Annotated in this window: 23 protein-coding genes and 1 tRNA gene; 5 read left to right on the top strand and 19 right to left on the bottom strand. The window is 61.5% G+C overall.

The genetic code is table 11. The features are described 5' to 3' along the window. Window positions 1–22: 22 nt before the first annotated feature. From acpS to rpoZ, 4 genes are all read right to left on the bottom strand, one after another. Window positions 23–442: a holo-ACP synthase gene (acpS, locus tag AB7951_RS10360; RefSeq protein ID WP_093761400.1), complete on the bottom strand. Its 420-nt coding sequence runs from the start codon at window positions 440–442 to the stop codon at window positions 23–25. After that, window positions 439–1,203, bottom strand: coding sequence for a pyridoxine 5'-phosphate synthase (locus AB7951_RS10355; RefSeq protein WP_120292110.1), 765 nt, complete (start codon window positions 1,201–1,203; stop codon window positions 439–441). Before AB7951_RS10355 ends, acpS begins: the two co-directional genes overlap by 4 nt. Before the next feature lie 32 nt (window positions 1,204–1,235). Beyond that, a complete protein-coding gene (locus AB7951_RS10350) occupies window positions 1,236–3,557 on the bottom strand; it encodes a RelA/SpoT family protein (RefSeq protein ID WP_120292108.1) in 2,322 nt (773 codons plus the stop codon). Between the two features lie 153 nt (window positions 3,558–3,710). Further along, a complete protein-coding gene (gene rpoZ, locus AB7951_RS10345; protein ID WP_068732476.1) occupies window positions 3,711–4,103 on the bottom strand; it encodes a DNA-directed RNA polymerase subunit omega in 393 nt (130 codons plus the stop codon). A 369-nt stretch (window positions 4,104–4,472) separates the two neighbouring features. Here rpoZ and AB7951_RS10340 point away from each other — a divergent pair, with 369 nt between their 5' ends. Both AB7951_RS10340 and AB7951_RS10335 read left to right on the top strand, forming a co-directional pair. After that, the gene (locus tag AB7951_RS10340) at window positions 4,473–5,099 is read left to right on the top strand and encodes a LabA-like NYN domain-containing protein (RefSeq protein WP_068732474.1); all 627 of its coding nucleotides are present in this window, start codon (window positions 4,473–4,475) and stop codon (window positions 5,097–5,099) included. Next, the gene (locus tag AB7951_RS10335; RefSeq protein WP_120292105.1) at window positions 5,080–5,790 is read left to right on the top strand and encodes a uracil-DNA glycosylase; all 711 of its coding nucleotides are present in this window, start codon (window positions 5,080–5,082) and stop codon (window positions 5,788–5,790) included. The genes AB7951_RS10340 and AB7951_RS10335 overlap by 20 nt, the downstream gene beginning before the upstream one ends. 53 nt (window positions 5,791–5,843) lie before the next feature. Here the strand turns inward: AB7951_RS10335 and AB7951_RS10330 are convergent, their stop codons facing one another. The 4 genes from AB7951_RS10330 to dapA form a co-directional block, all read right to left on the bottom strand. Continuing rightward, the gene (locus AB7951_RS10330; RefSeq protein WP_120292103.1) at window positions 5,844–6,419 is read right to left on the bottom strand and encodes a peroxiredoxin; all 576 of its coding nucleotides are present in this window, start codon (window positions 6,417–6,419) and stop codon (window positions 5,844–5,846) included. A gap of 38 nt (window positions 6,420–6,457) precedes the next feature. Further along, window positions 6,458–6,931, bottom strand: coding sequence for an SsrA-binding protein SmpB (gene smpB, locus AB7951_RS10325; protein ID WP_068732465.1), 474 nt, complete (start codon window positions 6,929–6,931; stop codon window positions 6,458–6,460). 65 nt (window positions 6,932–6,996) lie between these two features. Next, window positions 6,997–7,413 (bottom strand): large conductance mechanosensitive channel protein MscL, encoded by a 417-nt coding sequence (gene mscL, locus AB7951_RS10320; protein WP_089263809.1) that lies wholly within the window; start codon window positions 7,411–7,413, stop codon window positions 6,997–6,999. A 98-nt stretch (window positions 7,414–7,511) separates the two neighbouring features. Beyond that, a complete protein-coding gene (dapA, locus tag AB7951_RS10315) occupies window positions 7,512–8,405 on the bottom strand; it encodes a 4-hydroxy-tetrahydrodipicolinate synthase (protein WP_120292101.1) in 894 nt (297 codons plus the stop codon). 336 nt (window positions 8,406–8,741) lie between these two features. On the opposite strand from dapA, the gene AB7951_RS10310 reads away from it, so the two are divergent. Continuing rightward, window positions 8,742–10,901, top strand: coding sequence for a transglycosylase SLT domain-containing protein (locus tag AB7951_RS10310; protein WP_441256113.1), 2,160 nt, complete (start codon window positions 8,742–8,744; stop codon window positions 10,899–10,901). Window positions 10,902–11,074: 173 nt separating this feature from the next. Here AB7951_RS10310 and AB7951_RS10305 read toward each other — a convergent pair whose 3' ends face one another. Further along, window positions 11,075–12,619: a porin gene (locus AB7951_RS10305; protein ID WP_120292097.1), complete on the bottom strand. Its 1,545-nt coding sequence runs from the start codon at window positions 12,617–12,619 to the stop codon at window positions 11,075–11,077. 658 nt (window positions 12,620–13,277) lie between these two features. Between AB7951_RS10305 and AB7951_RS10300 the strand changes: the two genes are divergently transcribed. Further along, window positions 13,278–13,368: transfer RNA gene (locus tag AB7951_RS10300), tRNA-Ser, on the top strand. Between the two features lie 190 nt (window positions 13,369–13,558). Here the strand turns inward: AB7951_RS10300 and AB7951_RS10295 are convergent. Together AB7951_RS10295 and AB7951_RS10290 are read right to left on the bottom strand one after the other, a co-directional pair. Continuing rightward, on the bottom strand, window positions 13,559–14,035 hold the full coding sequence (locus tag AB7951_RS10295; protein ID WP_120292095.1) for a hypothetical protein: 477 nt from the start codon (window positions 14,033–14,035) through the stop codon (window positions 13,559–13,561). Window positions 14,036–14,172: 137 nt separating this feature from the next. Beyond that, a complete protein-coding gene (locus AB7951_RS10290; protein WP_147421718.1) occupies window positions 14,173–14,499 on the bottom strand; it encodes a hypothetical protein in 327 nt (108 codons plus the stop codon). Between the two features lie 151 nt (window positions 14,500–14,650). Here AB7951_RS10290 and AB7951_RS10285 point away from each other — a divergent pair, with 151 nt between their 5' ends. After that, window positions 14,651–15,043: an AprI/Inh family metalloprotease inhibitor gene (locus AB7951_RS10285; protein WP_120292091.1), complete on the top strand. Its 393-nt coding sequence runs from the start codon at window positions 14,651–14,653 to the stop codon at window positions 15,041–15,043. A 66-nt stretch (window positions 15,044–15,109) separates the two neighbouring features. Here AB7951_RS10285 and AB7951_RS10280 read toward each other — a convergent pair whose 3' ends face one another. The 8 genes from AB7951_RS10280 to AB7951_RS10245 all read right to left on the bottom strand — a co-directional run bounded on the left by AB7951_RS10280 (window position 15,110) and on the right by AB7951_RS10245 (window position 24,383). Further along, window positions 15,110–15,379 carry a hypothetical protein gene (locus AB7951_RS10280; RefSeq protein ID WP_068732448.1) on the bottom strand — a complete coding sequence of 90 codons (270 nt, stop codon included), beginning with the start codon at window positions 15,377–15,379 and terminating at the stop codon, window positions 15,110–15,112. Between the two features lie 1,397 nt (window positions 15,380–16,776). Next, window positions 16,777–18,261: an Asp-tRNA(Asn)/Glu-tRNA(Gln) amidotransferase subunit GatB gene (gene gatB / locus AB7951_RS10275; protein ID WP_120292089.1), complete on the bottom strand. Its 1,485-nt coding sequence runs from the start codon at window positions 18,259–18,261 to the stop codon at window positions 16,777–16,779. A gap of 86 nt (window positions 18,262–18,347) precedes the next feature. Beyond that, window positions 18,348–19,736 carry a patatin-like phospholipase family protein gene (locus AB7951_RS10270; protein ID WP_170849819.1) on the bottom strand — a complete coding sequence of 463 codons (1,389 nt, stop codon included), beginning with the start codon at window positions 19,734–19,736 and terminating at the stop codon, window positions 18,348–18,350. A gap of 201 nt (window positions 19,737–19,937) precedes the next feature. Beyond that, window positions 19,938–21,035, bottom strand: coding sequence for a histidine kinase dimerization/phosphoacceptor domain -containing protein (locus AB7951_RS10265; RefSeq protein ID WP_120292087.1), 1,098 nt, complete (start codon window positions 21,033–21,035; stop codon window positions 19,938–19,940). 149 nt (window positions 21,036–21,184) lie between these two features. Then, entirely contained in the window at window positions 21,185–22,663 is a 1,479-nt protein-coding gene (gene gatA / locus AB7951_RS10260) for an Asp-tRNA(Asn)/Glu-tRNA(Gln) amidotransferase subunit GatA (RefSeq protein ID WP_120292085.1), read from the bottom strand. After that, the gene (locus AB7951_RS10255) at window positions 22,664–22,897 is read right to left on the bottom strand and encodes a hypothetical protein (protein WP_120292083.1); all 234 of its coding nucleotides are present in this window, start codon (window positions 22,895–22,897) and stop codon (window positions 22,664–22,666) included. 31 nt (window positions 22,898–22,928) lie between these two features. Next, window positions 22,929–23,216, bottom strand: coding sequence for an Asp-tRNA(Asn)/Glu-tRNA(Gln) amidotransferase subunit GatC (gatC, locus tag AB7951_RS10250; protein ID WP_068732434.1), 288 nt, complete (start codon window positions 23,214–23,216; stop codon window positions 22,929–22,931). A 90-nt stretch (window positions 23,217–23,306) separates the two neighbouring features. Beyond that, entirely contained in the window at window positions 23,307–24,383 is a 1,077-nt protein-coding gene (locus AB7951_RS10245; protein WP_120292081.1) for an NAD(P)H-dependent flavin oxidoreductase, read from the bottom strand. Window positions 24,384–24,424 lie beyond the last annotated feature (41 nt).

The raw sequence follows: 24,424 nt of genomic DNA, 5'->3' as shown, positions 1-24,424 counted from the left end.
AGGTGCGGCTCCCAGCCAGCCCTCAGGGCTTGGGCGACGGGACGGCCGAAATTATGACGAAAGCCTGCGCCAGGGGCCAATCGTCCGTGATCGACAGATCGATCTGGGCCTCGTGGCCGGGCGGTATCAGGGCCTGCAGGCGTTCCAGCGCGCCGCCGGTGAGCTTCATGGAGGGTTTGCCACCTGGCAGATTGACGACGCCCATATCCCGCCACCAGACGCCCTGACGGATGCCGGTGCCCAGCGCCTTGGACATGGCCTCCTTGGCAGCGAAACGCTTGGCATATGTCGCCACCACCATCCTCTCGCTCTTCGCGCGGCGCTGCGCCCTCGCCCGCTCAGCCTCGGTGAAGATGCGATCGAGGAAGCGATCGCCATGGCGTTCGATCACCTTGGCGACGCGCGTAATGTCGATCAGATCGGAACCGATGCCGATGATCATGAGGCGCCCTTGGACTGCATCCGCCCGCGATCCATCGCCGCGCGCATCAGACGCACCGTATCGGACAGGCCGATGAACAGTGCCTCGCCGATCATATAGTAGCCGATGTTCAGCTCCATGATTTCGGGCAGCGCCGAGATCGCCTCGGCGGTCGCATAGTCGAGGCCATGGCCGGCATGCACTTCCAGGCCTACGGATTTCGCCAGCCTGGCGCCGGCGGCAATGCGCTGCCACTCGTTGGCGGCCTTCGCGGTATCGCCATCGGTGATCGCGTCGCACCAGGCGCCCGTGTGGAGTTCGATCACGGGGGCCTTTAGTTTAGCGGCCATTTCGATCTGCTTGGGATCAGCCGCGATGAACAGCGACACCCGCACGCCGGCTTCGGTGAAGCGCGCGATTGATGGCTCCAGCGATTCACGCTGGCCGACCACGTCGAGCCCGCCTTCGGTGGTCAGCTCCTCACGCCGCTCCGGCACCAGGCAGACCGCATGGGGCTTCACCGCCAGCGCGATCCGCACCATGTCCGGCGTCGCCGCCATTTCGAAATTCAGCGGCTTGGAGATCTCCGCCTTCAGCCGCTCCATATCGGCGTCGCGTATGTGGCGACGATCCTCACGCAAATGCGCCGTGATGCCGTCGGCACCGGCCGAAATGGCTTCCAGCGCAGCACGAACGGGATCCGGGTGCTTACCGCCCCGCGCGTTGCGCAGGGTCGCGACGTGATCGATGTTGACGCCGAGGCGCAGCGAGGATGAGGACATGACGGAATTCCAGAAAACCTTAAGGGAAGACGCTACCCATTGACCCGTTCGACCTTGGCGACAACGGCCTTGGCGCGCAACTGATTGATGATCGCGCTGAGATGTTTGAGGTCGTAGACACCGAGATCGATGGTCTGTTCGGTGAAATCGGGCGAGCGTCGATGCATGCTGATATTGTCGATATTGCCGTCATGGTCGGCGATCACCTGAGCGATCTGCGCCAAACTGCCGGGCTCGTTGACATTCTGCAGGAACAGCCGCGCCGGAAAACGCTGCGGCGAGGATTCATCGATATCCCAGCGCACGTCGACCCAGCGCTCCGGCTCTTCCTCAAAATCCTTCAGCGCCGGTGACTGGATCGGATAGATCGTGATGCCCTCGCCCGGCGTAACGATGCCGACGATGCGGTCGCCCGGCACGGCGCCACCGTTCGGAGCGAATTTAATTGGCAGATCGGAATCGACGCCACCGATCGAGATGATCGAGGTGAAGCGTGCCGCGCCATCCGGCGTTCTGACCTTGTCCGCCGTCGACTTCTTGTTGTTGGCCGAAAAGCGGCCGATGCGCTCTTCCTTGTAGTCAGGATACATCGCACGCGCGACGTCCGCGGCGCGCAATTCGCCGCGCCCCACCGAGGCCATCACATCGTCGATGGACGTGCGCGCCAGACGCGGCAGCGCCCCCTTCAACTGGTCGTCCGAATATTCCATCTTGGCGCGCACGAACAGACGCTCGACGATGCGGCGGCCAAGACTGGCATATTGATCACGGACCGCCGTTCGCGTCGCGCGGCGGATCGCAGCGCGCGCTTTGCCAGTGACCGCCAGGCCTTCCCATGCGGATGGCGGCGCCTGCTGTGCCGCCGAAGTCAGCACCTCGACCTCGTCGCCATTCTGCAATTCGGACGACAGCGGCGCGAATTTGCCGTTGATCTTGCAACCCACCGCACTGTTGCCAACGTCGGTATGCACGGCATATGCGAAGTCGACGACATTGGCGTTGCGCGGCAGCGCGATCAGCTTGCCCTTCGGCGTGAAGCAGAACACCTGGTCGTGGAACAGTTCGAGCTTGGTATGCTCCAGGAATTCTTCCGGATTGGTGCTCTCCGAGAGAATGCCGATGGTATGGCGCAGCCACGAGAACGCGTTGGATTCGCGCTTGAGCATTTCGGTCGGCGAACCGATGCCATCCTTGTAGAACGCATGCGCCGCGATGCCGTATTCGGCGATGCTGTTCATGTCCTCGGTGCGTATCTGCAGTTCGACGCGCTGGTTGCCGGGGCCGATCACCGTGGTGTGGATCGAGCGATAGTCGTTCTGCTTCGGCGTCGAGATGTAGTCCTTGAAGCGGCCGGGCACCACTGGCCAGGTCGTGTGCACCACGCCGAGCGCCCGGTAGCACGCCTCCATGTCCTGCAGCACGACGCGGAAGCCGTAAATGTCCGACAGCTGTTCGAAGCCCACCGACTTGCGCTTCATCTTGGTCCAGATCGAAAACGGCTTCTTGCGTCGGCCGGTGACCCGCGCCGCGATGCCGTTCTTCTCCAGCTTCGTGGAGAGATGACTCTCGATCATGTCGATGAGGTTGCGATTGCGTTCGGTCAGTGAGTCCAGACGCTGCATCACCACCAGATAGGCGTCGGGATCGAGCACCTTGAACGACAGTTCCTCAAGCTCCTCGCGCATCGCCTGCATACCCATGCGTCCAGCGAGCGGCGCATAGATGTCAAGGGTCTCCTCGGCGATGCGACGGCGCGAGGCCGGCGGCATGAACTCCATCGTCCGCATATTGTGCAGACGGTCGGCGAGCTTGATCAGCAGGACCCGGACGTCGTCGGCGATCGCCAGCAGCAGCTTGCGCAGGTTCTCGGCCTGTTTGGCTTCGCGCGACACCAGTTCGAGCCGCTTCAGCTTGGTCAGGCCCTCGACCAGCGCGCCGATTTCGGCGCCGAACAGCTTGTCGATTTCGGTCCGGGTGGCCTCGGTGTCCTCGATGGTGTCATGCAGCAGCGCCGCCACGATGGTGGCGTCGTCGAGCTTGAGGTCGGTGAGGATCGCTGCCACTTCCAGCGGGTGGGAGAAATACGGGTCGCCCGAGGCCCGCGTCTGCTCGCCATGGGCGACCATGGCATAGACATAGGCGCGGTTGAGCAGATCCTCATCGGTGTTCGGGTTATAGGCCCGGACGCGGTCCACCAGATCGTATTGCCGCATCATCCGGACACGGGACGTCCGCGGCACCTTGGCCGGAATTGGCGTCTCTGCAGACAGCGCTTCAGGCGAAACTGGCGAGACCGCGGCGACCGTGTCGTTCGCAGCCTGCATCTGCCGTTTATTACGGCGCGAAGTCGCCATCCTAGCCTCGTTCGATCCGGTCAGCAGCGACCTGGATTCTTCGTCTCAAGTTTGCCCCGAAACGGACTGCAAAAGCAAAGGCCCGGACGCATGTCCGGGCCTTTGTGATGACTGATAATCAAAACGGTTAAGCAAAAGACCGTGTGTATCGCTTTACTCGTCTTCTTCGGGCTGCTCTTCCGGCGGAGCGAGGCCTTCGAGACCCTTGAGGAGCTCTTCTTCGGTCATGCGCTCGACAGCCACTTCGGTATCGTCGGCATCGACGCTGGCGCCGGCGGAGCCGATCAGCGGAATCGTATCCGGTTCTGGCTCGTCCACTTCCACGAACTTCTGCAGCGAATGGACCAGTTCCTCACGGAGATCTTCCGGGGAAATGGTCTGATCAGCGATTTCGCGCAGCGAAACAACGGGATTCTTGTCGTTGTCGCGATCAATCGTAAGTTGTGAACCGGACGAGATCATTCGTGCCCGGTGTGCTGCCAGCAACACCAGGTCGAACCGGTTGTCGACCTTATCGATGCAATCTTCGACGGTTACGCGCGCCATAAAATGTCGCTCCGTTTGTTGTGGGACCGAATATGATGATTAAGTCCCGTAGGTATAGGGGCTTTGCGGCATTCGCAAGGACCAATTTGGAATTGCGTCCTTCTTGGCTTGGTTTTCTGCCGCACTATGGTACCCTCAAAAAGACCGCAGAAGCGGTGACACCATCTGGCCAGAAGCGGATATCTCGACACCAAAAGGCTTCATTGCAAGGGAAGATGGATCGGCATATTCGGGCAGTTCCAGACCAGCTGATTGCGTGGCGTCAATAAGGCCGATCCGACGAAGAGCGGACGACAAATGTGATTCAAATGCGCAACGACGAAGTCGCGCCAAAAACGCTAACAACAACAAACCACATGAGAAAACTTGATGTCCCTCACATCTAACAAGATCGCACTCTTCATCGACGGCGCCAATCTGTACGCCACCGCCAAGACCCTCGGTTTCGATATCGACTACAAGCGCCTCCTCAAGGAATTTCAGAGCCGCGGGACCCTCGTCCGGGCCTTTTATTACACCGCCATCATCGAGGATCAGGAATACTCGTCGATTCGGCCGCTGATCGATTGGCTCGATTACAACGGCTATACGGTGGTAACCAAGGCCACCAAGGAATTCATCGATGCGTCCGGCCGACGCAAGGTGAAAGGGAATATGGATATCGAGCTCGCCGTCGATGCCATGGAACTGGCCGAACATGTCGACCAGATCGTGCTGTTCTCGGGCGATGGCGACTTCCGCTCCCTGGTCGAAGCCGTGCAGCGTCGCGGTGTCCGCGTCACCGTGGTGTCCACCATCTCGAGCCAGCCCCCCATGATCGCCGACGAGTTGCGCCGGCAGGCAGACGTGTTTACCGATCTCATGGAGCTGCAGAGCAAGCTCGGCCGCGATCCGGCAGAGCGCCCTGCTCCGCGCGAACCGCGTCACCAGACGCCGCAATTCCTGCAGCGCGCGACCACCATGGCGCCACGAGGCGATGAAGATTTCGAAGACTAAGACGCAACTCAGCAGACAACAGCCGGCGGTGGTCGCAACCGCGATTTCCGCTGGCACTTCCACCGATCCCGGGCGCGATTGTCCCCTGTGCCCCCGCCTCGTCGAGTACCGGCTGGAGGTGCGCGAGCGTGACCCCGACGGCTACAACGGACCCGTGCCGTCGTTCGGCATGTCCGATGCTGCCCTCCTGATCGTGGGCCTCGCCCCCGGCGTGCAGGGCGCCAATCGTACCGGGCGTCCCTTTACCGGCGACTATGCCGGCGATCTGCTCTACGAGACCTTGCTCGATTTCGGCTTTGCCTCCGGCACCTATGAAGCACGCCCTGATGACGGGCTAATGCTGCAGGATTGCCGGATCACCAATGCCGTGCGCTGCGTACCACCACAGAACAAGCCGCTGCCCGTCGAGATCACCACCTGCCGGCCGTTTCTGATTGCCACGATGGACACCATGCCGCGATTGCGCGCTATCGTGCTGCTGGGCCGCGTCGCCCACGACACGATGCTGAGGACGCTCGGCATTCGCGCCGTGACAGCGCCCTTTGCGCACGGCGCCGTTCACGATGTCGGCCGCTTCAAGCTCTACGACAGCTATCACTGCTCGCGCTACAACACGAACACGCGCGTACTGACGCCCGAGATGTTCCGTGCGGTGTTTGCGCGGGTAAAGGCGGATCTGAGTGATGCCTAACCTGTAGCCCGGACGAGCGAAGCGCTATCCGGGCTAGGACCGCGACAACGCGATCAAACCGGGTTCGCCTTCATCCATTCCAGCACATCGCCCGCGTTCCGGTCCGGTGGAAACACCGGATAGAACACATGGGTGATCTTGCCGTCGTCGATGATCATGGCCATGCGCTTGATCATCGTGAGATCGGCAACCTCCATGGTCGGCAGGCTGAGTGCGTCACTCAGCTCAAGGTGCTTGTCGGACAACACCGGAAACGGCAGATGCAGCCGCCCGGCCATTTCGGTCTGATATTCGTTGCTCTGCGTCGACAGGCCAAACACATGCTTGGCGCCAGCGGCCTTCAGCTCCGCGAACAGATCCCGGAACGAACAGGTTTGCGGCGTGCAGCCACGCGCGCCCGGAATCATGTCCCAGTCATCGACCAGCCCAATTTTACCGGGCTCGCCTGTACGCGGATAGCCGAACACCACGGTGCGGCCGGTGAGTTCGGACAGCGTGACCGCCGTATCGTTCGTTGCGCGCAGGCTGACCGGAGGGATCGTCATGCCGGTCAGATGATTGGCGGCACCGTCGTCTTCCGGCGCCGGAATCTTGCTCCAGTCGACTTCGAGCAGGTTGCCTTGCGTCATCTCATCCTCTTGTTTGAAAGAATGGGCGACGCCCAGCCTTATCCCCGCGCGCGTAACAGACGGCCCTTCTCGCGGCCCCAGTCACGGTCCTTCTCGCTCGCGCGCTTGTCGTGGAGCTGCTTGCCCTTTGCCAGCGCGAGCTGCAGCTTAACGCGGCCGCGTTCGTTGAAGTACATCTTCAACGGCACAAGGGTCATGCCCTGGCGTTCTACCGCACCCATCAGCTTGTTGATCTGCTTGCGATGCAGCAGCAGCTTCCGCGGCCGCTTCGGCTCGTGGTTGAAGCGGTTGGCCTGCAGATATTCAGGGATGTTGCAGTTGATCAGCCAGATCTCACCGTCCTTCGGATCGGCGTAGGATTCCGCAATGGTGCTCTTGCCGTTGCGGATCGACTTCACCTCGGTCCCGGTCAAGGCGATGCCCGCCTCGACCGTATCCTCGACGGCGTAGTTGAACCGCGCCTTGCGGTTCTCGGCGATCACCTTGATCGGGCGTTCGTTCTTTTCGGCCATCGTTCAATACTTTCAGCATGCTGACCGAATATAGGTGCCGCGAATGCCCGACCCAAGCCTTGGGCTCAGGCCTTCTTGAGCAGGTCGCGGATCTCGGTCAGCAGTTCTTCTTCACGGGTCGGCTTCGGCGGTTCAACCGGCTTGGCGGCATCATTGCGCTTCAGCTGGTTCATGAAGCGGATCACCAAGAACAGGACAAAGGCGACAATGATGAAGTTCAGCGTCAGGGTCAGGAAGCTGCCCCAGGCGAGCACGGCGCCCTGCTTCTTGGCGTCGGCCAGATTGGTTGCCGTAACGGATTTCGAGAGACCCGTGAAGTAATTCGAGAAATCGAGACCGCCGGTGATCGCACCGATGATCGGCATGATGACATCGGCCACCATCGACGAGACGATGGCACCAAAGGCTGCGCCGATGATCACGCCGACGGCGAGATCGACCACATTGCCCTTCATCGCGAAATCGCGAAATTCCTTCAGCATCTGCAATTCCTTTTGTTTTCAACGAACGACGCGTACGCGCTTACAAACAAGGAGAGATGACGCAGCCAAGTCACTCAACATCTGGTTGATGCAGATGCCTAGTTGATAAGGCCCGCGAAGACCATGGCATCGCGGATCACCTTGCCGGTGGGCGGCGTCACCGTCATCAGCGGCAGACGTACTTCTTCCTTGATGCGGCCCAACAGTGCGAGGCCGTGCTTGGCACCGGCAAGGCCCGGCTCCTTGAAGATCGTGTCATGCAGCGGCGTCAGGCGATCCTGGACCTTGAGCGCCCCGGCATAGTCGCCCTTGAGCACCAGCGACATCAGTTCGGCACAGAGCTTCGGCGCAACATTCGCCGTCACCGAAATGCAGCCATGGCCACCCGCCGCCATATAGGCCAGCGCAGTCATGTCTTCGCCGGACATCTGGATGAAATCCGGCCCCATGGCATGGCGCTGCTGCGACACGCGCGCGAGATTGGCAGTGGCATCCTTGACGCCGGCGATGTTCTTCAATTCGAACAGCCGGGTCATGGTCTCGACGGACATGTCCACCACCGAACGCGGCGGAATGTTATAGATCAGGATCGGAATGCCGATCGCGTCGTTCACCGCCTTGAAGTGCTGATACATGCCCTCTTGCGTGGGCTTGTTGTAATACGGCGTCACCACCAGCACCGCATCCGCACCGGCCTTCTCGGCGTGCTTCGCCAAAGCTACCGCTTCCTTGGTGGAGTTGGACCCGGCGCCAGCGATCACCGGCACACGGCCCTTGGCTTCGTCAATGCACCATTCGACGACCTTGTAGTGCTCTTCGTGGCTCAGCGTCGGGCTCTCGCCCGTGGTGCCGACCGGAACGAGGCCGTTGCTGCCCTCGGCGATCTGCCAGCTGACGAGCGCACGAAAGCCTGCCTCGTCCAGCGCGCCATCTTTGAACGGCGTGACCAGCGCGGTGTAAGACCCCCGGAAATTCGTCTTGGTGGCTGCCATGGTCTGCTCCGAACGCGATGCGGCTTTAGCCGTCTGCTTGAACCGATTGATTGAACAGCAAGTCTTATCGAGTCTATGGCTGCGGCGAAAGACCGCCCGAAGCGGTTTCAGCGCGGTTTACCGGCTGTTTGGCCGTGATTTCGCCGCCGTAGCCGGGCAGAGAGGACCAAGCGGTTACAGAAATTGACGATTTGGTCACCGTTTCAATCAAATACATCATGGGAATGCGTGCGATTGTCTGATTCGCCGCGAGGGAACGCCGTGAAGCACCTGCTCCTCACCACGACTGCGCGGCGGACGGCCTTGCAACGGACAGCCTTGGGCTCCGGTCTGGCGCTGGCGGTCGGAGTATCGGTGCTGGCCGTCGAGGCCTGGGCGGCCACCAAGGTTCCATTGCCGAAAGCGCGCCCCATTGCGCGCAGTGCCGCACAGGCCCCCACGGCCGTGGCGACCCCGGCGAAGCCGCTCGCGCCGGATGCTGCGAGCCCGACTCCCGTAATCCAGCCCGCCACACGCCAGCATGCGGCGATTCCCCCTGCTGCCAAGAAGCCGATCGCCCGCGCCGCGGTGGCGGCAACAACATCCACCCCACAGGCGGATGCCGAAACGCTCGAAAACGTCATCGAGCTGATCCGCAAGCGCAAGGGCTCGGAAGCCGCGCAGGTCGTGCAGACGATTGGCGATCCGGTGGCGCGCAAGCTTGGCGAATGGATCTATCTGCGCAGCGATGACAATGGCGCTTCGGTCGAGCGCTACCGCGCTTTCGTCGCCGCCAATCCGAGCTGGCCGTCGCAGACCTTCCTGCGACGCCGCATCGAAGCGGCGCTGTGGGACGACAAGCGCGACGACTCCGCAATCCAGTCCTATTTCGAGAGCGAGAAGCCGATTTCCGCCAAGGGCAAATTCGCGCTCGCCAAGTCGCTCCTCGCGCGCGGCGACCGTGCCGGCGCGGAGCGGCTGATCCGTGATGCATGGCGCAGCGATCCGTTATCGGGCGATACCGAGAACATGGCCATCGACATGTTCGGTCCGCTGATCACACCCGGCGATCACAAGGCGCGCATGGACATGCTGCTCTATGGCAGCGATTCAGATGCTGCGCTGCGCTCTGCCAAGCGCCTCGGCGGCGCGCAGATGGCGCTCGCGCGGGCGCGCATCGGCGTCACCAAGAAGGCATCGAACGCCAACGCGCTGCTCGCTGCAGTGCCGTCCGAGCTGCATAGCGACCCCGGCTACATCTTCAGCCACATTCAGCAGCTGCGCCGCGAGGAGAAATTCAGCGAAGCAGCGCGGCTGATGATTGCAGCGCCGCGCGAACCGCAGCGCCTGCACAATCTCGACGAATGGTGGATCGAGCGACGTCTCACGGCGCGCAAGTTACTCGACGTCGGCGAACATCGCTCGGCCTATCTCGTGGCACGCGATGCTGCCCTGCCGGCGCGCGACATCTACAAGACCGAGCAGGAGTTCACCGCCGGCTGGATCGCGCTGCGCTTCCTGAAAGATCCCGCAACTGCCGCTCAGCACTTCGCACGTATCGGCGTCGGCAGCGTCAATCCGACAGCCCTCGCCCGCGCCGGTTACTGGCAGGGCCGTGCTGCGGAAGCCGCAGGCCGCAGCCAGGAAGCGCGTGCCGCCTACACGCGCGCAGCAGAGCAATCCACCAGCTATTACGGCCAGCTCGCCCGCGCGAAGCTTGGCCTGCAGCAGCTCGACATCAGCGGTGCATTGACCGCCCGCGCGCGCGGGCTCGATCGACTGGAAATCGTACGCGCGGTGCAACTGCTCTACGCCTTGGACGAGCGCGAAGTCGCCATCCCGATCTTCGCCGACGTCGGTGAGAACGGAGATCCGGAAGCTGTGCTAGGCCTTGCCGAGCTCGCGCAACAGAACAAGGATGCCCGCGGTACGTTGCTGGTCGGCAAGGCGGCGCTCAATCGCGGCCTGCCGTTCGATCACTATGCCTATCCGACAACGGGCATTCCGAGCTATCGTCCGATCGGACCTGAAGTCGAATCCGCTGTCGTCTATGCGATCGCGCGGCAGGAAAGCGCCTTCAATCCGGCCGTCGTGTCGCCAGCCCAGGCCTATGGTCTGATGCAGGTGACGCCGAGCGCGGCGCAATACGTCACCAAGCGACATGGCGGCACCTATGACCTCGCCCGCCTCAAGGGCGATTCGGTTTACAATGCTACGCTGGGCGCCGCCGAACTCGGTGGCCTCCTTGAGGACTATCGCGGCTCCTACATCATGACCTTCGCCGGTTACAACGCCGGGCGCGGCAGCGTGCGCAAGTGGATCGAACGCTACGGTGATCCACGTGACCCCAAGGTCGATCCGGTCGACTGGGTCGAGTCGATTCCATTCTCGGAAACGCGCAACTACGTCCAGCGCATCATGGAGAACCTGCAGGTCTATCGCGCCCGCTTCGGCGGTGGCTCGCGGCTTCAGATCGAGGCCGACCTGCATCGTGGCGCCAGCAGCAGCGTCGAATAGCGTCAACCAGAACAGGGCGAATACGTCGGATGGGTAGACCGCAGACGCGTAAGCGTCGAAGCGAAACCCGTCCTGCCCCTCGGCATAGCGATCAATCACGCAAGCAAAAACCCCCGGCAGTTTCCTGCCGGGGGTCTTTGTTTCAGATAGCGATTGCCGTGAGGCAGTCGATATTAGAACGAGCGCAGGATCTGCACCGAACCGTTGTAGAGGTTCTGGTTGCTCGTGTTCAGGAGCGTGCCGGCCGGCTTGCCGGACATGCTCGTCACGGCGTAGGTGCCGTTGAGGTTCTGCTCGAGGCGGCTGTAGGTGAATTCAGCCGACAGGGTCAGGTTCTTGACGGGGGTCCAGGCAGTACGGGTACCGATCTGGGCCACGGCGAAGTCGAAGTTGCCGGTGCCGGTGAAGGTGCCAGCGCGAGACGCTGCAGCCGACGAGCTGCTGGTGCCCGGGCCACCGGTGGACAGGCCCTGGAATGCGGCGAGCATCAGAGCATTGCCGTCACCATACGAGATGCTGCTGTAGCTGCCGAACAGCGACGTGCGCCATGCCGGGTTCCAGTAGTGCTCGTAGAAGCCAGCGACCGACCAAGCTTCGCTCTGGATGATCTGACCGCCGTTGCTGTAAACGCCGTCCAGAACATAGCCGAAGCCGATGGTGTTGCCGTCGACCTTCGCGAAACGACCGCCGCCCGAGGTGTCGGTGGTGCCGCCGGCGATCGCGTACTTCGCTGCGCCCTTGGCGTAGGTTGCTTCGAGCTTCAGAGTGTCGCCAGCGCCGGTAGGCAGGTTCTTGAATTCAACCGCACCGTTGACTGCGAAACCGTACTTGTCATCCGGATGACCGAGCGCCTCGGTGCCTCCACCGCCAGCCGCCGTGGCGTAGAAGCCCGGGGTTGCAGCGTGCATCGCAGCGCCGAAGTGCAGCGTGCCCCAAGCCTGGTCGAGGCGGATGTTGCCGACGACGTCAGGAATGTGGTTGCCGCCGTAGGCGTTACCCAGGAAGGTGTTCGAGTTCGTGCCGTAGAACGTACCCGTGAACGTGCTCGCGCCCGGTCCGGTGATGAAGGTGTTGGTGTTCCAGAGACCTGCATTGCGGTAGGCCGAAGCATTTTCGAGCGAGATCGTCGCCGACACGCCGTTACCGAACGAAGCGGTGTAGGCGATCTGCGGGATACCGGTCGTGTTGTTCGAACCGGCCATGAAGCCCGACGAGATGTAAGGCTTGTTGAGGGCCCACTGCGGATCGAACTGCGAGACGGCCTTACCGAAGGTGAAGCCGGCGAACTGAATGAAGGCGTAGTCGACTTCGGTGAAGCCACCAGCGATCGATTCACGGTTCTGCGAGAAGTCGAACTGCATGTTCGCGTAGGTACGAACGACACCGTATTCGGTGGCAGTGCGGGTATCGGTGGTCAGGTTGATACGTTCGCGGGTGATGAAATAATCCTTGGTCCAAAGATTATTGCCACCAGCGCCACCCTGCCAGAACGGGGTGTCGTAAGCTGCGGCGTTGAACGAGGTGTCCAAACGGATCGCGCCGCCGATCTTGATGCAGGTGTCGGTGCCCGGGATGTAGTAGAAACCCGCGCCGTAGAGGGAGCAGATCTTCACGTATTCGACCGCTTTGGCCTTGACGGGAAGATCGGCTGCCTGAGCTCCGCCGACGGCGAGCAGAGCTGCCGTCGAGCCGAGAATAAGGCCCTTAATCGTCTTCATGTAAACCTCCAAGTTGCTTTAGGGAAGGTTCTGCAACGGGGTGGAGGCCACCCTGAAGACAAGTCCCCTTAATCCCTGACAACCCGCAAACGCTCCGAATCGCAAAACCCGTCGCACGAGCGTGCCGACGAGATTCAGGACGAACCACCTTACGGGACGACCTCGGGATGCCCCCCTCCGTCGCACCGAGACCATCTCCTAAGGCTTCTCGCTCCGCAACAATGGAACGCCTCAAAGCGGCCTCCATTCGGCCGTTTCCTAGGCTGTGTTGCTTAAATCACACGGACTCGTGAATGCGAATTCTCGGCAAGCAATTGTTTCAAAATCAGAATTTCCAGCGCCGCATTTCAGGGCACCGATCCATCCCGTAACGAGCAGAAACACATTCTCACTCGCATTCGATGTATCTGGCCGACTTTGCTGGCCCATCGGCCGAATCGCCTCGCATTTGCCGGAGCGATAAATTCCGGGCGGATGGCAATCGATAAACGGCCTCGGGGCCCATTTCCCAGCGGCAAATGCACCACAGGCGGGCGCGGCATCTGAATGTTATAAAGACACATCCACATCGGACGTGTCCGATTTCTGCGAACATGCGCTGAAGACTGCGATCTGGCGCTTGCGGCTCGCGACGGTGTCGGGCATATGCAGCAATGATGGAGCTGTGGCCGAGTGGCTGAAGGCACCGCTTTGCTAAAGCGGCATACCTCTCAAGGGTATCGAGGGTTCGAATCCCTCCGGCTCCGCCATTACTTCCTGCAACTATCTGAAATCATTGATTAGGCTCGTCGATTGGATTCTGCCCCAAACGCGCGCGATTAGAGTAGCCCAAACGGCTCGGCTGAGCCGACGCTACCAACGCCTCGGAGTTGTCCTGTGGAGAGATTGAGCCGAATTGCCGGAAGCAAGATGACCGTGGAGGCAAGCCGCCTCCTGATCTCAGATGTCCCGGGCCCAACCTTCCCGCTCCGTGCATTTATCCTCCAAAGCCTGGACCGAAAATTCGTAACGGTCCTTCTTTAGTCGGCCATCCTGAATCTTCAGGTGGGTTACGACAAATGAGCCATCATCCATTTGCGCGAGATGGCCGTGTGCGAGTTTTACCCGCATTTCGTTCAGTGCCAGAGCCTTGCTCATTGCCTTCCTAGCCATCTCGACGACGGGCTGCTCTAGTTTGGGTCGGTCCTGAGTCCCCGGCTGGCTGCCATACGAAGTCGCATTACCAAGACCCGCTTTAATAGCATTGGCCTTGGCGGCGAAATTTCCGATCGCTGCAAGTATAAGATCCTGATGCGGCCCCTCAGCCTTGAGCAGAGATTTCAGCACTTCTCCAATTCTCATCTCGACGTCAGCAAAGGCAACAAAGAAGCCGCCCAAAGCAAGTCGGCCTAAGCTTTTTGGATTCAGGTCTGACATCCGCCGTCCTCGCTGCGAGACATGATTATGATAGACGAAGCCGGGTACGAATCCGCCATCACCTGCCACGACAGCACGCCCCCTCCCCGGACGACGCTCGCGGTCGCCGCCGTGGCGTCACATCCTGGATGACTGATCTACCAGGTCTGATTCCGCGAATTGTCTCCAACGCCATAGCCGTAGCCGGGATAGGACTGCGATACCCCGCCGGGCGCCCCAACATAGCTGCCCCCGCCGACATAGCTGCCAAAGGCATCACGCGGCGATGCGCGCCTCACCTGCCGGTTCTTGCGTGCCGCACTGATATCGGTGGATGTGACAGCAGCGGACGCGTTGATCGATTGCAGATAGGCGGGCGCCGATGCAGCAACTGCAGGCTGGGCTGCGCCAACGGCAATAACCACCAGACTCGCAAGGCCGCTGGCGCGGATGATCGATGGGAGCGTGAGTTTCTTCGTCGACATGGCATTGTCCTTTTTGTTGCGCGGCCTCTCGGCCTCGTTGCAGGCGACGAGACAGACATTGGGGCGCACATGCCCGTTACAACCGTGATGCTCGTAACAAGGCCGTGACGTGGCTACGGCACATTTGGAAACATGCGAGGGAGTGCGCGATATGAAATGGGCTGCCGTGATGGCCGTCGCGATGGCGATCTCATCTGCCGCCCCGGGGCAGACCCTTAAGCTGATGGATCTCAAGGAGGTCGATCCGGCGCTGCTTAGGGATATCTACGGAGCCTGGGAGCTGCAGGACGCCAAAGGCAGCAAACGCTGCCGCGTCGTTTTGAAGAGCGACAGCACCATCGGCGGCTCACAGATCGACGTGGCCAAGGACTGCGCCTGGACTTTCCCCGTCATGGACGAGATCGCGGCGTGGCGGCTCTATGAGGGATGGACGATCGGCTTGGCCGACGCGACCCGCAAACTGCGCATCCGTTTCTCGACGCCGGACAACCGCTATGTGGCGGAGCCGGAGACCGACGGCATCTTCACCATCGTCAAGAAGTAGCGGCTCATCACGCTGCCCTGGCGGGCATCGCCGCCTGCCAAACCACCGCGAAAGCGCGCAGTCGGATTAATGAACCGTCGACAGCCAGGCGCGGGCATCGCGCTGCGCGGCGGCGATCTCGACATCCGACATCATCTCGGCGACTTCGCGGCGCATCGGGATGGCGTCGACCCGGCCCTTGAGGGCAGCGAGGTTGAACCACTTGTGCGCGGCGACGAGGTCAACGATCCCCGAACGGCCCGACGCCCAGTACAGACCGCGCTCGAACAGCACGTCCTGGATGGCGGTCTCTGCGATCGGCATCGCAGCTTCAAAATCGATCTGCCCCTGAAACATCGGTCATTCCTTTTTTTGCTTTTGCCGCCCCAAACCGAGCGCGGCTCCCGTCCGTTATCTGATGCAATCCCAACCGCCGTTTGCCGGCTTGTTGGGATCAATATGACCGATCAAATTTGAAGAGCAGTTTAAGTATCGGGATGAACGAAATCTGAAGAGCCGAAGCCGAAACCGGCTCATACGCCGCCAAAAACCCAGCATTTATGCGGGTTTTCTGCATTTCCGCGGAATTCGGTTTACCCTGCTGTTTGGGGATGCCGTAACCATCTCGGCAGCGTTGGCGACCAGGGATGTTAAAAGGGCCTGCTCCGCGCATGCGACGACGCCAATGCGAGATACGTCACAGCGAGCAGATCAAAAGCTATTCGGGATCGGGACATTCAAAGCGCCGGGGATGAACCGCACCGGCAAAAAACGAGGGCGTCGGCAACACGTCAGGATCATATCTCATGTGGCCGGAGCCACCGATGAAACTGCGGACCAATGATCCGCACCGAATAAAGAACGCCAATCACGGAATGACCGGCTTCTTTGCCGGACCGGTTCTCGGGGAGAGCAAGCTCTGCCTCGAAGTGACGGTCCAGCCGTTTGACCTGATGTCTCGCCGACACCCTCTTTCGTCGACCAGAGCTGCGATCAATATCCGCTTCGAGAAGCAAATTGTCGTCGAGGCTCTCGTGACGTCGCCGGCGTTGCCACCGGCGTCGATCGTGGCAGAAGAAGTTACTTCTTCTTGGCGACCTTCTTGGTCTTCTTCGCGGTCTTCTTCACAGCGCTCTTCGCTGCCTTCTTGACGGTCTTCTTGACTGCCTTCTTCGTAGCTTTCTTGGCCATGTTGCCCTCCAATAAAGAGATGACTTGATCGCTGCGTGCACTCGGGAATCGAAATGCACTTCATCCCGAATACACCAACGATTTCAAAAGAACAGTCTCCCGCTTAAGGAAGTGTTGATGAGCGCAACGCGCCACTTCCCCCACGGGCTCAGTCACAACTTGAAATCCGGCACGCGAGGCGACGCGAGAAACGCCCGAAAACGTTGCGTCCACAAATGTCAAGATTGCAGAAAGTGCTTATTTTTTCCGTACGCCCGCAATTCGTACTATCAAACAACTACACAAACTTCTGCCGCCCCCAGGCCTGAGTCGGGGCACTGAAAACAGGTGCTGCGGACTCTGAGTCGAGATTTTTGGCAATGAAAATATTTTTCGGGAAAACGCGTTCGCGACTTATCGGTGCTGGCCACAACCGCACTTTTTGTCAGCTGACGGCACGCCGATTCGCGATCTGATCCCGCGCTCGTGACCGTTTATCGCGTAGGTTACGACGCGCCAACGAGGTCTGCCAAAACGAAAACGGCGCCGCTCGAGGCGGCGCCGCGGTCATCGCAAGGCCGTCGTCAGATACCGAGCTTGCTCTTGAGGAGGTCGTTGACGACCTGCGGATTGGCCTTGCCGCCCGAGGACTTCATCACCTGGCCGACAAACCAGCCCATCAGAGCCGGCTTGGCCTGCGCCTGCGCGACCTTGTCGGGATTGGCTGCGATGATGTCGTCGACCACCTTCTCGATGGCGCCGGTGTCCGTCACTTGCTTCATGCCGCGCTCTTCGACAAGCGCGCGCGGATCACCGCCTTCCGTCCAGACGATCTCGAACAGGTCCTTGGCGATCTTGCCGGAGATCACGCCTGAGCCGATCAGGTCGATAATGGCAGCCATCTGCGCCGCCGACACCGGTGACGACGCGATGTCCTGGCCTTCCTTGTTGAGGCGCCCGAACAGTTCATTGATCACCCAGTTGGCGGCGAGCTTGCCGTCGCGCGCTTTGTCGGCAAGCCCGGCGAGCGTCGTCTCGAAGAACTCGGCACTCTCGCGCTCGACCACCAGCACGGCGGCGTCATAGGCCGACAGGCCGAACGCGCTGATGAACCGCGCCTTCTTCTCGTCCGGCAGTTCCGGCAGCTCGGCTCTCAGCGCAGCGACATAGTCCTCGCTGAATTCCAGCGGCAGCAGGTCGGGATCCGGGAAATAGCGGTAGTCATGCGCCTCCTCCTTGGAGCGCATCGACCGGGTCTCGCCCTTGTTGGGGTCGTAGAGCCGCGTCTCCTGATCGATCGAACCGCCATCCTCGAGGATTCCGATCTGGCGCCGGGCTTCATAATCGATGGCCTGGCCGATGAAGCGGATCGAGTTGACGTTCTTGATCTCGCATCGGGTTCCCAGGGGATCGCCCGGCTTGCGGACCGAGACGTTGCAGTCGGCACGCAGGTTGCCCTTCTCCATATCGCCGTCGCAGGTGCCGAGATAGCGCAGGATGGTGCGCAGCTTCGACACATAGGCCTGCGCCTGTTCGCTTGAGCGCATGTCTGGCTTGGAGACGATCTCCATCAGCGCCACGCCGGAGCGATTGAGATCGACGAAGGTCTGCGTCGGGCTCTGGTCATGCACCAGCTTGCCGGCATCCTGTTCGAGATGCAGACGCTCGATGCCGACGGCGATGGTCTGGCCGTCGGACAGCTCAACCGTGACCTCGCCCTCGCCGACGATCGGCGACTTGTACTGGCTGATCTGGTAGCCCTGCGGCAGGTCCGGATAGAAGTAATTCTTGCGGTCGAAGGTCGAACGCCGGTTGATCTGCGCTTTCAGGCCAAGGCCGGTGCGGACCGCCTGCTTCACGCATTCCTCGTTGATGACCGGCAGCATGCCCGGCATCGCCGCATCGACGAGGGACACATGACTGTTAGGCGCGCCGCCGAACTCCGTGGACGAGCCGGAGAACAGTTTGGCGTGAGAATTGACCTGGGCGTGGATCTCCAGACCGATGACCATTTCCCAGTCGCCGGTGGCGCCCTTGATGAGCTTCGAAGGTTTGACAGGTGCGTTCATGGAGCGGTTTCTACCGCGACCGCGGGCGCGGGAAAACCCCCAGTGAGGCTTTCCAGCGTCGCTTCCAGGGCATTTGCCCCTACCGATCAGATGCCCGAAGCGAAAGCCCTGAACACGGAGCTGGCACGCAACGTCTCGCGACCGGCCAGGATCAAGTCATCGACCTGTCCCTGCGGCAGCTGGAAACGCGTCGGAACGGCTTCGAGCACTGCGGCACGCGCCGGATCTAGCTGATCGAACCCAAGCCGGCCGACGAAGAGCTGCAGATCGGTACAGCGCCAGCCGGGCCGCGCGCCATAACGGGCACGCTCTGCCGCCGACAAGCCGCAGCGCCACTTGATCAGCGACGATTGCCAATCCTTCATGGTTCGGTCGAATGCGGTGTAGCTGGAGCCGATGCTGGCATCCATGGTGGTGTCCACCGCAGCCTTGATCAGATCGACGCCTTCAGGCCCTTCCACCGTATTGATCCAGTTGCCGGAGAGACCGACTTTGGAATCCACCACCATAAATATCCCGCGGCGCAGCCGGACCGCCTGCTGCGGTGTCATCGGGCCATAGGGTGTCTCGGAGGATTCGCGCACGATGGTCAGCGCAGAGACGCCATAGTTGTCGACCAGCCCGCCATCCATCAGCTTGATGTAGGGCACCGCGCCGTCGCGGTAACGCATCACTGCCTTGGAATAGGCACTCAACATCGGCGACGCATTGCGGTTCGCGGCTGCGCGCGCGACCCAAGGCGGCAGCGGCTCGTTGCATGTGCCGGGGAAGGCCTGCACCACGGCCGGCGCAAAGGCGAGCGGCACCGCGGCCGACGCAGCCACTGCGCCCGACAGCGGATACTTGCTGAGATCGCTGCAGATCGCGGCGAAGGCCGTGTTGTCGAACACGAACGGCACGCGGTTATAGATATCCGAGGCGTTGATCCAGACCCGTGGCGACCCGCTATTTCGCAGGCTGCCAAAAGTCGCATTCTGGAACAGGTTGGCGTCGAGCCAACTGGTGAAGCCCTTGGAGTCATTGATGCCGCCGCCCAAGGCACGGCCGATAGTACCTAGCGACAACTGCGTCGTCAGTCCGGCCTCGGCATTCTGCAGCAGGAAACGTTCACGGAAGTCCGACAGCGCCGCGCGCTTCTTCAAACCGTAATAAGCCGCCGTGACCGAACCGCCGGAAACGCCGGACAGAAAATCGATGCGCTCCAGCATGGTGTCGGATGCACCGCGCATGCGGATGCTGCCCAGTTCTTCCAGGACACCGAACGAAAACGCCGCAGCGCGCGTGCCACCGCCGGAGAACGAAAAACCGATCAGCAGGTCGTCCTGCTCGGCAGCATCCTTGAAAACGGCGTCGAGATTGGGATCGAGGGAGGCGCCGGCCAGCGGCACGTTGGCGGGAAGGTTGTAGACCGACGTACAGCCCAGCAGCAGCGCACAGGTCGTGACCACGACACCGATCGAACGCAACGCACTCATCACTTCTCTACCGATCCCACAAGACGGCCGCACCAAACGGCACGGACCGTGTCCGGACGGTCCCCAATCCGGAATCTCAATCAGATATTACCGTAAAGCGTTGCAATTCGATGCAAACTGACGATCCGGCACCAATCGCGCCAGCAACGTGGCTAATGAATGGTGAAACAAGGTGCGCGCCAAATGGCGCGGCGCCAATCCTCAGTTCAGCTGCGTGCCCGGCGCGGCATCAAATACCAGCGTGAACCAGCTGCCCTGCCCGCGAATGCTCTCGGCGTTGAACTTCACGTTCGGCGCATTCTCTTTGAGCGTCTGCAGGATCAGCGCGCCGAGCTTGCGCGGCGACGGCCACTCCTGACCTTCGCCAAGGCCGATACCGTCATCGGCGACAACCACCGTGACGAGGCCGCCTTCCAGCTTGCAGATCAGTTTGATCTGACCGTCGGCACGGCCGACGAAGGCGTATTTCAGCGCGTTGGTGAGCATCTCGTTGACCAGCAGTCCCGCCGGCATCGCGATATTGATCGACATCGGGCAATAGCCAACCTGCAGATCGAGCGTGATATCCGCCGTCGCGCTCGCAGCCATCACGGCATTGGCGATGTCCGACAGATACTGGCCAAGATCGATCTCGGGCGTCGCATTCTCGTCGGACAGCGTCCGGTACAGTACTGTCAGCGCATCGATCCGGCTCGCCAGCCGGCCAAGCGCAACAGCCTCGCCTTCCACGGCCGAGCGGGCTTCGAGCCGCACCAGCGCCGTGATGAGCTGCAGATTGTTCTTCACCCGATGCTGCAGCTCGCGCATCAGCATGTCGCGGTCGCGTATCTGGTTCTCGAATTGCTCGATCTGCGCCCGCTCGCGGCCGCCGACATCGACCAGCGCGGCGATCCGGAAATTCTCGACGCCGTCGTCACTCTCGATCACCGAGGCATAGGCCTGCACGATCACCAGCCGATCGACCGGCACCGACGGACGGAAAACACCGATGAAATCCTCGCCGTCGCGGATCGCTTCGCCCAGCGTCTGGCTCTGGTTGTCTTCGTTGAGAAAGCCGTCGAGACAGGTCCAGCTCTGGCCTTCGACATCGGCCGGCGCCATTGTCATCAGTTGCTCGAAGGCCTTGTTGATATAGACAACCTGCTGATCGCTGCCCAACCCGCGCGAGATGGCGAGCGCAACGGGAACATGATCCAGCAGATGCTTGTAGCGATCATTCTCGATCGCCTGCGCAAGCTTCGGGGAACCCAGAATCTGATCGACCTGTTGGGAAGGCGGAAGCCCGTCGTCGGTGCTCATGCACGGTCCATGCTCATAGGCAAACCATGGCCAAGTGCACCGCAAAACGCAATGTCAAACGCGCAACACCCTAAAGCGTTCTTGAGCGGAGTGGCAGCTGGCTCGCGTCAAGAAAACGCGCGCCACACAAGAACTCCAGGCGGATGATGTCAGGCCCACCACTTGGGCGGCGTGAAACGCCCCGATGCCTGCTCAATGGTTTCGCCGAGCGAGAACAGCGTTTCCTCGTCGAATGGACGCCCGATCAGCTGCAGCCCGAGCGGCAATCCCTGCGCGTCCTTGCCGGCGGGAACCGCGATGCCCGGCAGGCCGGCCATGTTCACCGTCACCGTGAAGATGTCGTTGAGATACATCTCGATCGGATCGGCGCCGCCCTTCTCACCAATGCCGAAGGCGGCCGACGGTGTCGCCGGCGTCAGGATCGCATGGATGCCCTTGGCGAAGCATTCTTCGAAGTCGCGCTTGATCAGCGTGCGCACCTTCTGCGCGCGCAGATAATAGGCGTCGTAATAGCCGGCGGAGAGCACATAGGTCCCGATCATCACGCGGCGGCGCACTTCCGCGCCAAAGCCTTCAGCGCGGGTATTCTCATACATGTCACTGATGCTGCGGCCGGGCACGCGCAGGCCGTAGCGCACACCGTCATAGCGCGCGAGGTTCGACGAGGCTTCGGCGGGCGCCACGATGTAATAGGCCGGCAGCGCGTATTTAGTGTGCGGCAACGACACGTCGACGAGTTCGGCACCGGCGGCCTTGAGCTGCGCAGCGCCTTCCGACCAAAGCTTTTCGATCTCGGCCGGCATGCCGTCGATGCGATATTCCTTGGGAATGCCGATCTTCATACCCTTCACGGACTTGCCGATCGCCGCCTCGTAGTCCGGCACGTCGCGATCCACGGACGTCGAGTCCTTCGGATCGTAGCCGGCCATCGAGCGCATCAGGATCGCGGTATCGCGCACGGTGCGCGCGATCGGCCCGGCCTGGTCGAGCGAGGACGCGAAAGCGACCGTGCCCCAGCGCGAGCAGCGGCCATAGGTCGGCTTCATACCGACGATGCCGGCGAACGCCGCAGGCTGGCGGATCGAACCGCCGGTGTCGGTCGCAGTGGCGCCAAGGCAGAGACCTGCGGCAACGGCCGATGCCGAACCGCCGGACGAGCCGCCGGGCACCAGATTGACGTCGGAGCCGTCGCGCCGCCACGGATTGATCACCGGACCGAAGAACGAAGTCTCGTTCGCCGAGCCCATGGCGAATTCATCATTGTTCAGCTTGCCGAGCATCACGGCACCGTCACGCCATAGCTGTGCGGTCACGGTCGACTCGTAAGGCGGCACGAAATTGCCAAGTATCTTCGAACATGCGGTTGTGCGCACGCCCTTGGTGGCGAACAGATCCTTGATCCCCAGCGGAATGCCGCCAAGCCAGCCACCCTCGCCTTTGGCGAGTTTAGCGTCGGCCGCCTGCGCCATGGCGCGCGCCTGATCCGGCGTCTCCAGCACATAGGCGTTCAACACGCGCGCGGCTTCCATCGCCTTGAGATGCGCATCGGTCAGTTCGACTGACGTGAAGGATTTGGTCGCAAGGCCGTCACGCGCCTCGGCGAGTGTCAGCGACGTCAGATCTGTCATCTATTTATTGACCGGGCTGCAAAAGAAGGGAGAGAGCGTCTTGTCGTTTTCAGGTGCATCTTTTTTGAAAGAGCTGCGGCGGAGCTTGTCGTCAGCCTCCTGTGCGGCCTGAACCTTGTCGAGGATGGCATCCAAGGCCGCGTCGACGTTCTTGACCTTCCCCTGACGCTCCATCTCGTCGAGGTAGTCCATATAGAGCTGATAGGACTTTTCATCGTCGCAAAGCAGGCACATGGCGGTTTCCGTCCAAACGGTTCTTGCTCGATTACTCGACGACCTTCGGCACCAGGAAGAAGTGATCCTCCGACTCCGGCGCATTCGCCGTCACCGCATCGACGATCTCGCCATCAGTGACGACATCGGCGCGCTTCTTCATTTCCATCGGCATCACCGAGGTCATCGGCTCGACGCCGTCGACATTCACTTCCTGCAACTGCTCGACAAAGGCCAGCATCGCGTTCAGCTCGCCCTGCAGATGGGGAACTTCAGCGTCAGTAACCGCGATCCGCGCGAGATGCGCGATACGGCGAACGGTGGCAGCATCGACGGACATTATATAGGGCCTCAGGCAAAATCTGCCCGCCGTATAGCAGACGGAGGTTTCGCGCCGCAACCGGCGGACGCCTCCGCCTTGTTTGGCGCCTTAGCCCCGCAATTCAGCCATCCGCGCCAATGCGGCCGCCGCCAGCGACCGTGTCAGCTCCGCCGCAGGCCGTTCGCTGCCCATTCCGACCGACTGTCCGGCCCAGAGATTGGTAAAATCGGTCCGACCGAGCTTCTCGGCGGCGGCTTTCAGAGGCCCTAGCGCGGTTGCCGAATGCGGGAATGCCGGCGCATCGGGCGAGACCGGCCCGACCTCGCGCATCACGCGATTGATGACGCCGCGAGCGGGTCGCCCGGTCATGACATTGGTAATGACGGTGGAGGCATCCGACGCCCCGGCCAGGGCTGCACGACCCGGCCCGCTCACCTTGGATTCCGGCGTCCGCAGATAGGCGGTGCCGATCTGCACACCGGCCGCGCCGAGCGCAAAGGCTGCCGCGATGCCACGCCCATCGGCGATACCGCCGGCCGCGATCACCGGCACCTTCACCGCATCCACCACCTGCGGCAACAGCGCGAACAGGCCGGGCTGCGTGGCGATATCCTCGGTCAGGAACATGCCGCGATGACCGCCGGCCTCCGCCCCCTGCGCAATGACCGCGTCGACGCCGCGCTCTTCGAGCCAGACGGCTTCCTTGACGATGGTCGCAGAGGCAATGACCCGACAGCCGGCTGCCTTGATGCGCTTCAAGAGCGCCGGGTCCGGCAGGCCGAAGTGAAAGCTGACCACTTCGGGCTTCAGCTCTTCCACCAGCGCGCACATCGCCTCGTCAAACGGCGCGCGGTTGGCCGCATTGATGTCTGCATTCGGATCGAGCCCGAGTTCGGCGTAATAGGACGACAGCCGCTTGCGCCAGTTGGCCTCGCGTGCCGGATCGGCGTCCACCGCCGTATGGCAGAAGTAATTCATGTTGACCGGCGCGGAGACGCGCTGGCGCACGATATTGATCTGCTCACGGGCTTTCTCCGGCGAGATCATAGCGCACGGCAACGAGGCCAGTGCGCCGCCCTCCGCTGCGCCGATCATGATGTCGGCATCCTGCACACCTGCCATTGGCGCCTGCACGATGGGAAATTCGGTGCCGAATAAGTCGATCAGTCGGCGGTCGGGCCACATGGGGGATCTCCGGATTCTTGCGACAATCTTGCGGCAATGCC

It is taken from the genome of Tardiphaga sp. 285_C5_N1_2, assembly GCF_052076065.1.
Classification (GTDB): Bacteria; Pseudomonadota; Alphaproteobacteria; order Rhizobiales; family Xanthobacteraceae; genus Tardiphaga; species Tardiphaga robiniae.
This window is presented reverse-complemented; position numbering and strand designations above follow the sequence as displayed.

Bases quoted from the DNA above. Each gene is read 5' to 3' on its own strand.
- AB7951_RS10280 (WP_068732448.1), bottom strand. From the start codon at position 15,379: ATGTTTCAGGGGCAGATCGATTTTGAAGCTGCGATGCCGATCGCAGAG.
- rpoZ (WP_068732476.1), bottom strand. From the start codon at position 4,103: ATGGCGCGCGTAACCGTCGAAGATTGCATCGATAAGGTCGACAACCGG.
- AB7951_RS10290 (WP_147421718.1), bottom strand. From the start codon at position 14,499: ATGTCGACGAAGAAACTCACGCTCCCATCGATCATCCGCGCCAGCGGC.
- dapA (WP_120292101.1), bottom strand. From the start codon at position 8,405: ATGGCAGCCACCAAGACGAATTTCCGGGGGTCTTACACCGCGCTGGTC.
- AB7951_RS10270 (WP_170849819.1), bottom strand. From the start codon at position 19,736: ATGAGTGCGTTGCGTTCGATCGGTGTCGTGGTCACGACCTGTGCGCTG.
- AB7951_RS10265 (WP_120292087.1), bottom strand. From the start codon at position 21,035: ATGAGCACCGACGACGGGCTTCCGCCTTCCCAACAGGTCGATCAGATT.
- AB7951_RS10340 (WP_068732474.1), top strand. From the start codon at position 4,473: ATGTCCCTCACATCTAACAAGATCGCACTCTTCATCGACGGCGCCAAT.
- acpS (WP_093761400.1), bottom strand. From the start codon at position 442: ATGATCATCGGCATCGGTTCCGATCTGATCGACATTACGCGCGTCGCC.
- AB7951_RS10335 (WP_120292105.1), top strand. From the start codon at position 5,080: ATGAAGATTTCGAAGACTAAGACGCAACTCAGCAGACAACAGCCGGCG.
- gatC (WP_068732434.1), bottom strand. From the start codon at position 23,216: ATGTCCGTCGATGCTGCCACCGTTCGCCGTATCGCGCATCTCGCGCGG.
- AB7951_RS10350 (WP_120292108.1), bottom strand. From the start codon at position 3,557: ATGGCGACTTCGCGCCGTAATAAACGGCAGATGCAGGCTGCGAACGAC.
- AB7951_RS10295 (WP_120292095.1), bottom strand. From the start codon at position 14,035: ATGTCAGACCTGAATCCAAAAAGCTTAGGCCGACTTGCTTTGGGCGGC.
- AB7951_RS10285 (WP_120292091.1), top strand. From the start codon at position 14,651: ATGAAATGGGCTGCCGTGATGGCCGTCGCGATGGCGATCTCATCTGCC.
- AB7951_RS10255 (WP_120292083.1), bottom strand. From the start codon at position 22,897: ATGTGCCTGCTTTGCGACGATGAAAAGTCCTATCAGCTCTATATGGAC.
- AB7951_RS10355 (WP_120292110.1), bottom strand. From the start codon at position 1,203: ATGTCCTCATCCTCGCTGCGCCTCGGCGTCAACATCGATCACGTCGCG.
- smpB (WP_068732465.1), bottom strand. From the start codon at position 6,931: ATGGCCGAAAAGAACGAACGCCCGATCAAGGTGATCGCCGAGAACCGC.
- gatB (WP_120292089.1), bottom strand. From the start codon at position 18,261: ATGAACGCACCTGTCAAACCTTCGAAGCTCATCAAGGGCGCCACCGGC.
- AB7951_RS10330 (WP_120292103.1), bottom strand. From the start codon at position 6,419: ATGACGCAAGGCAACCTGCTCGAAGTCGACTGGAGCAAGATTCCGGCG.
- gatA (WP_120292085.1), bottom strand. From the start codon at position 22,663: ATGACAGATCTGACGTCGCTGACACTCGCCGAGGCGCGTGACGGCCTT.
- AB7951_RS10245 (WP_120292081.1), bottom strand. From the start codon at position 24,383: ATGTGGCCCGACCGCCGACTGATCGACTTATTCGGCACCGAATTTCCC.
- AB7951_RS10305 (WP_120292097.1), bottom strand. From the start codon at position 12,619: ATGAAGACGATTAAGGGCCTTATTCTCGGCTCGACGGCAGCTCTGCTC.
- mscL (WP_089263809.1), bottom strand. From the start codon at position 7,413: ATGCTGAAGGAATTTCGCGATTTCGCGATGAAGGGCAATGTGGTCGAT.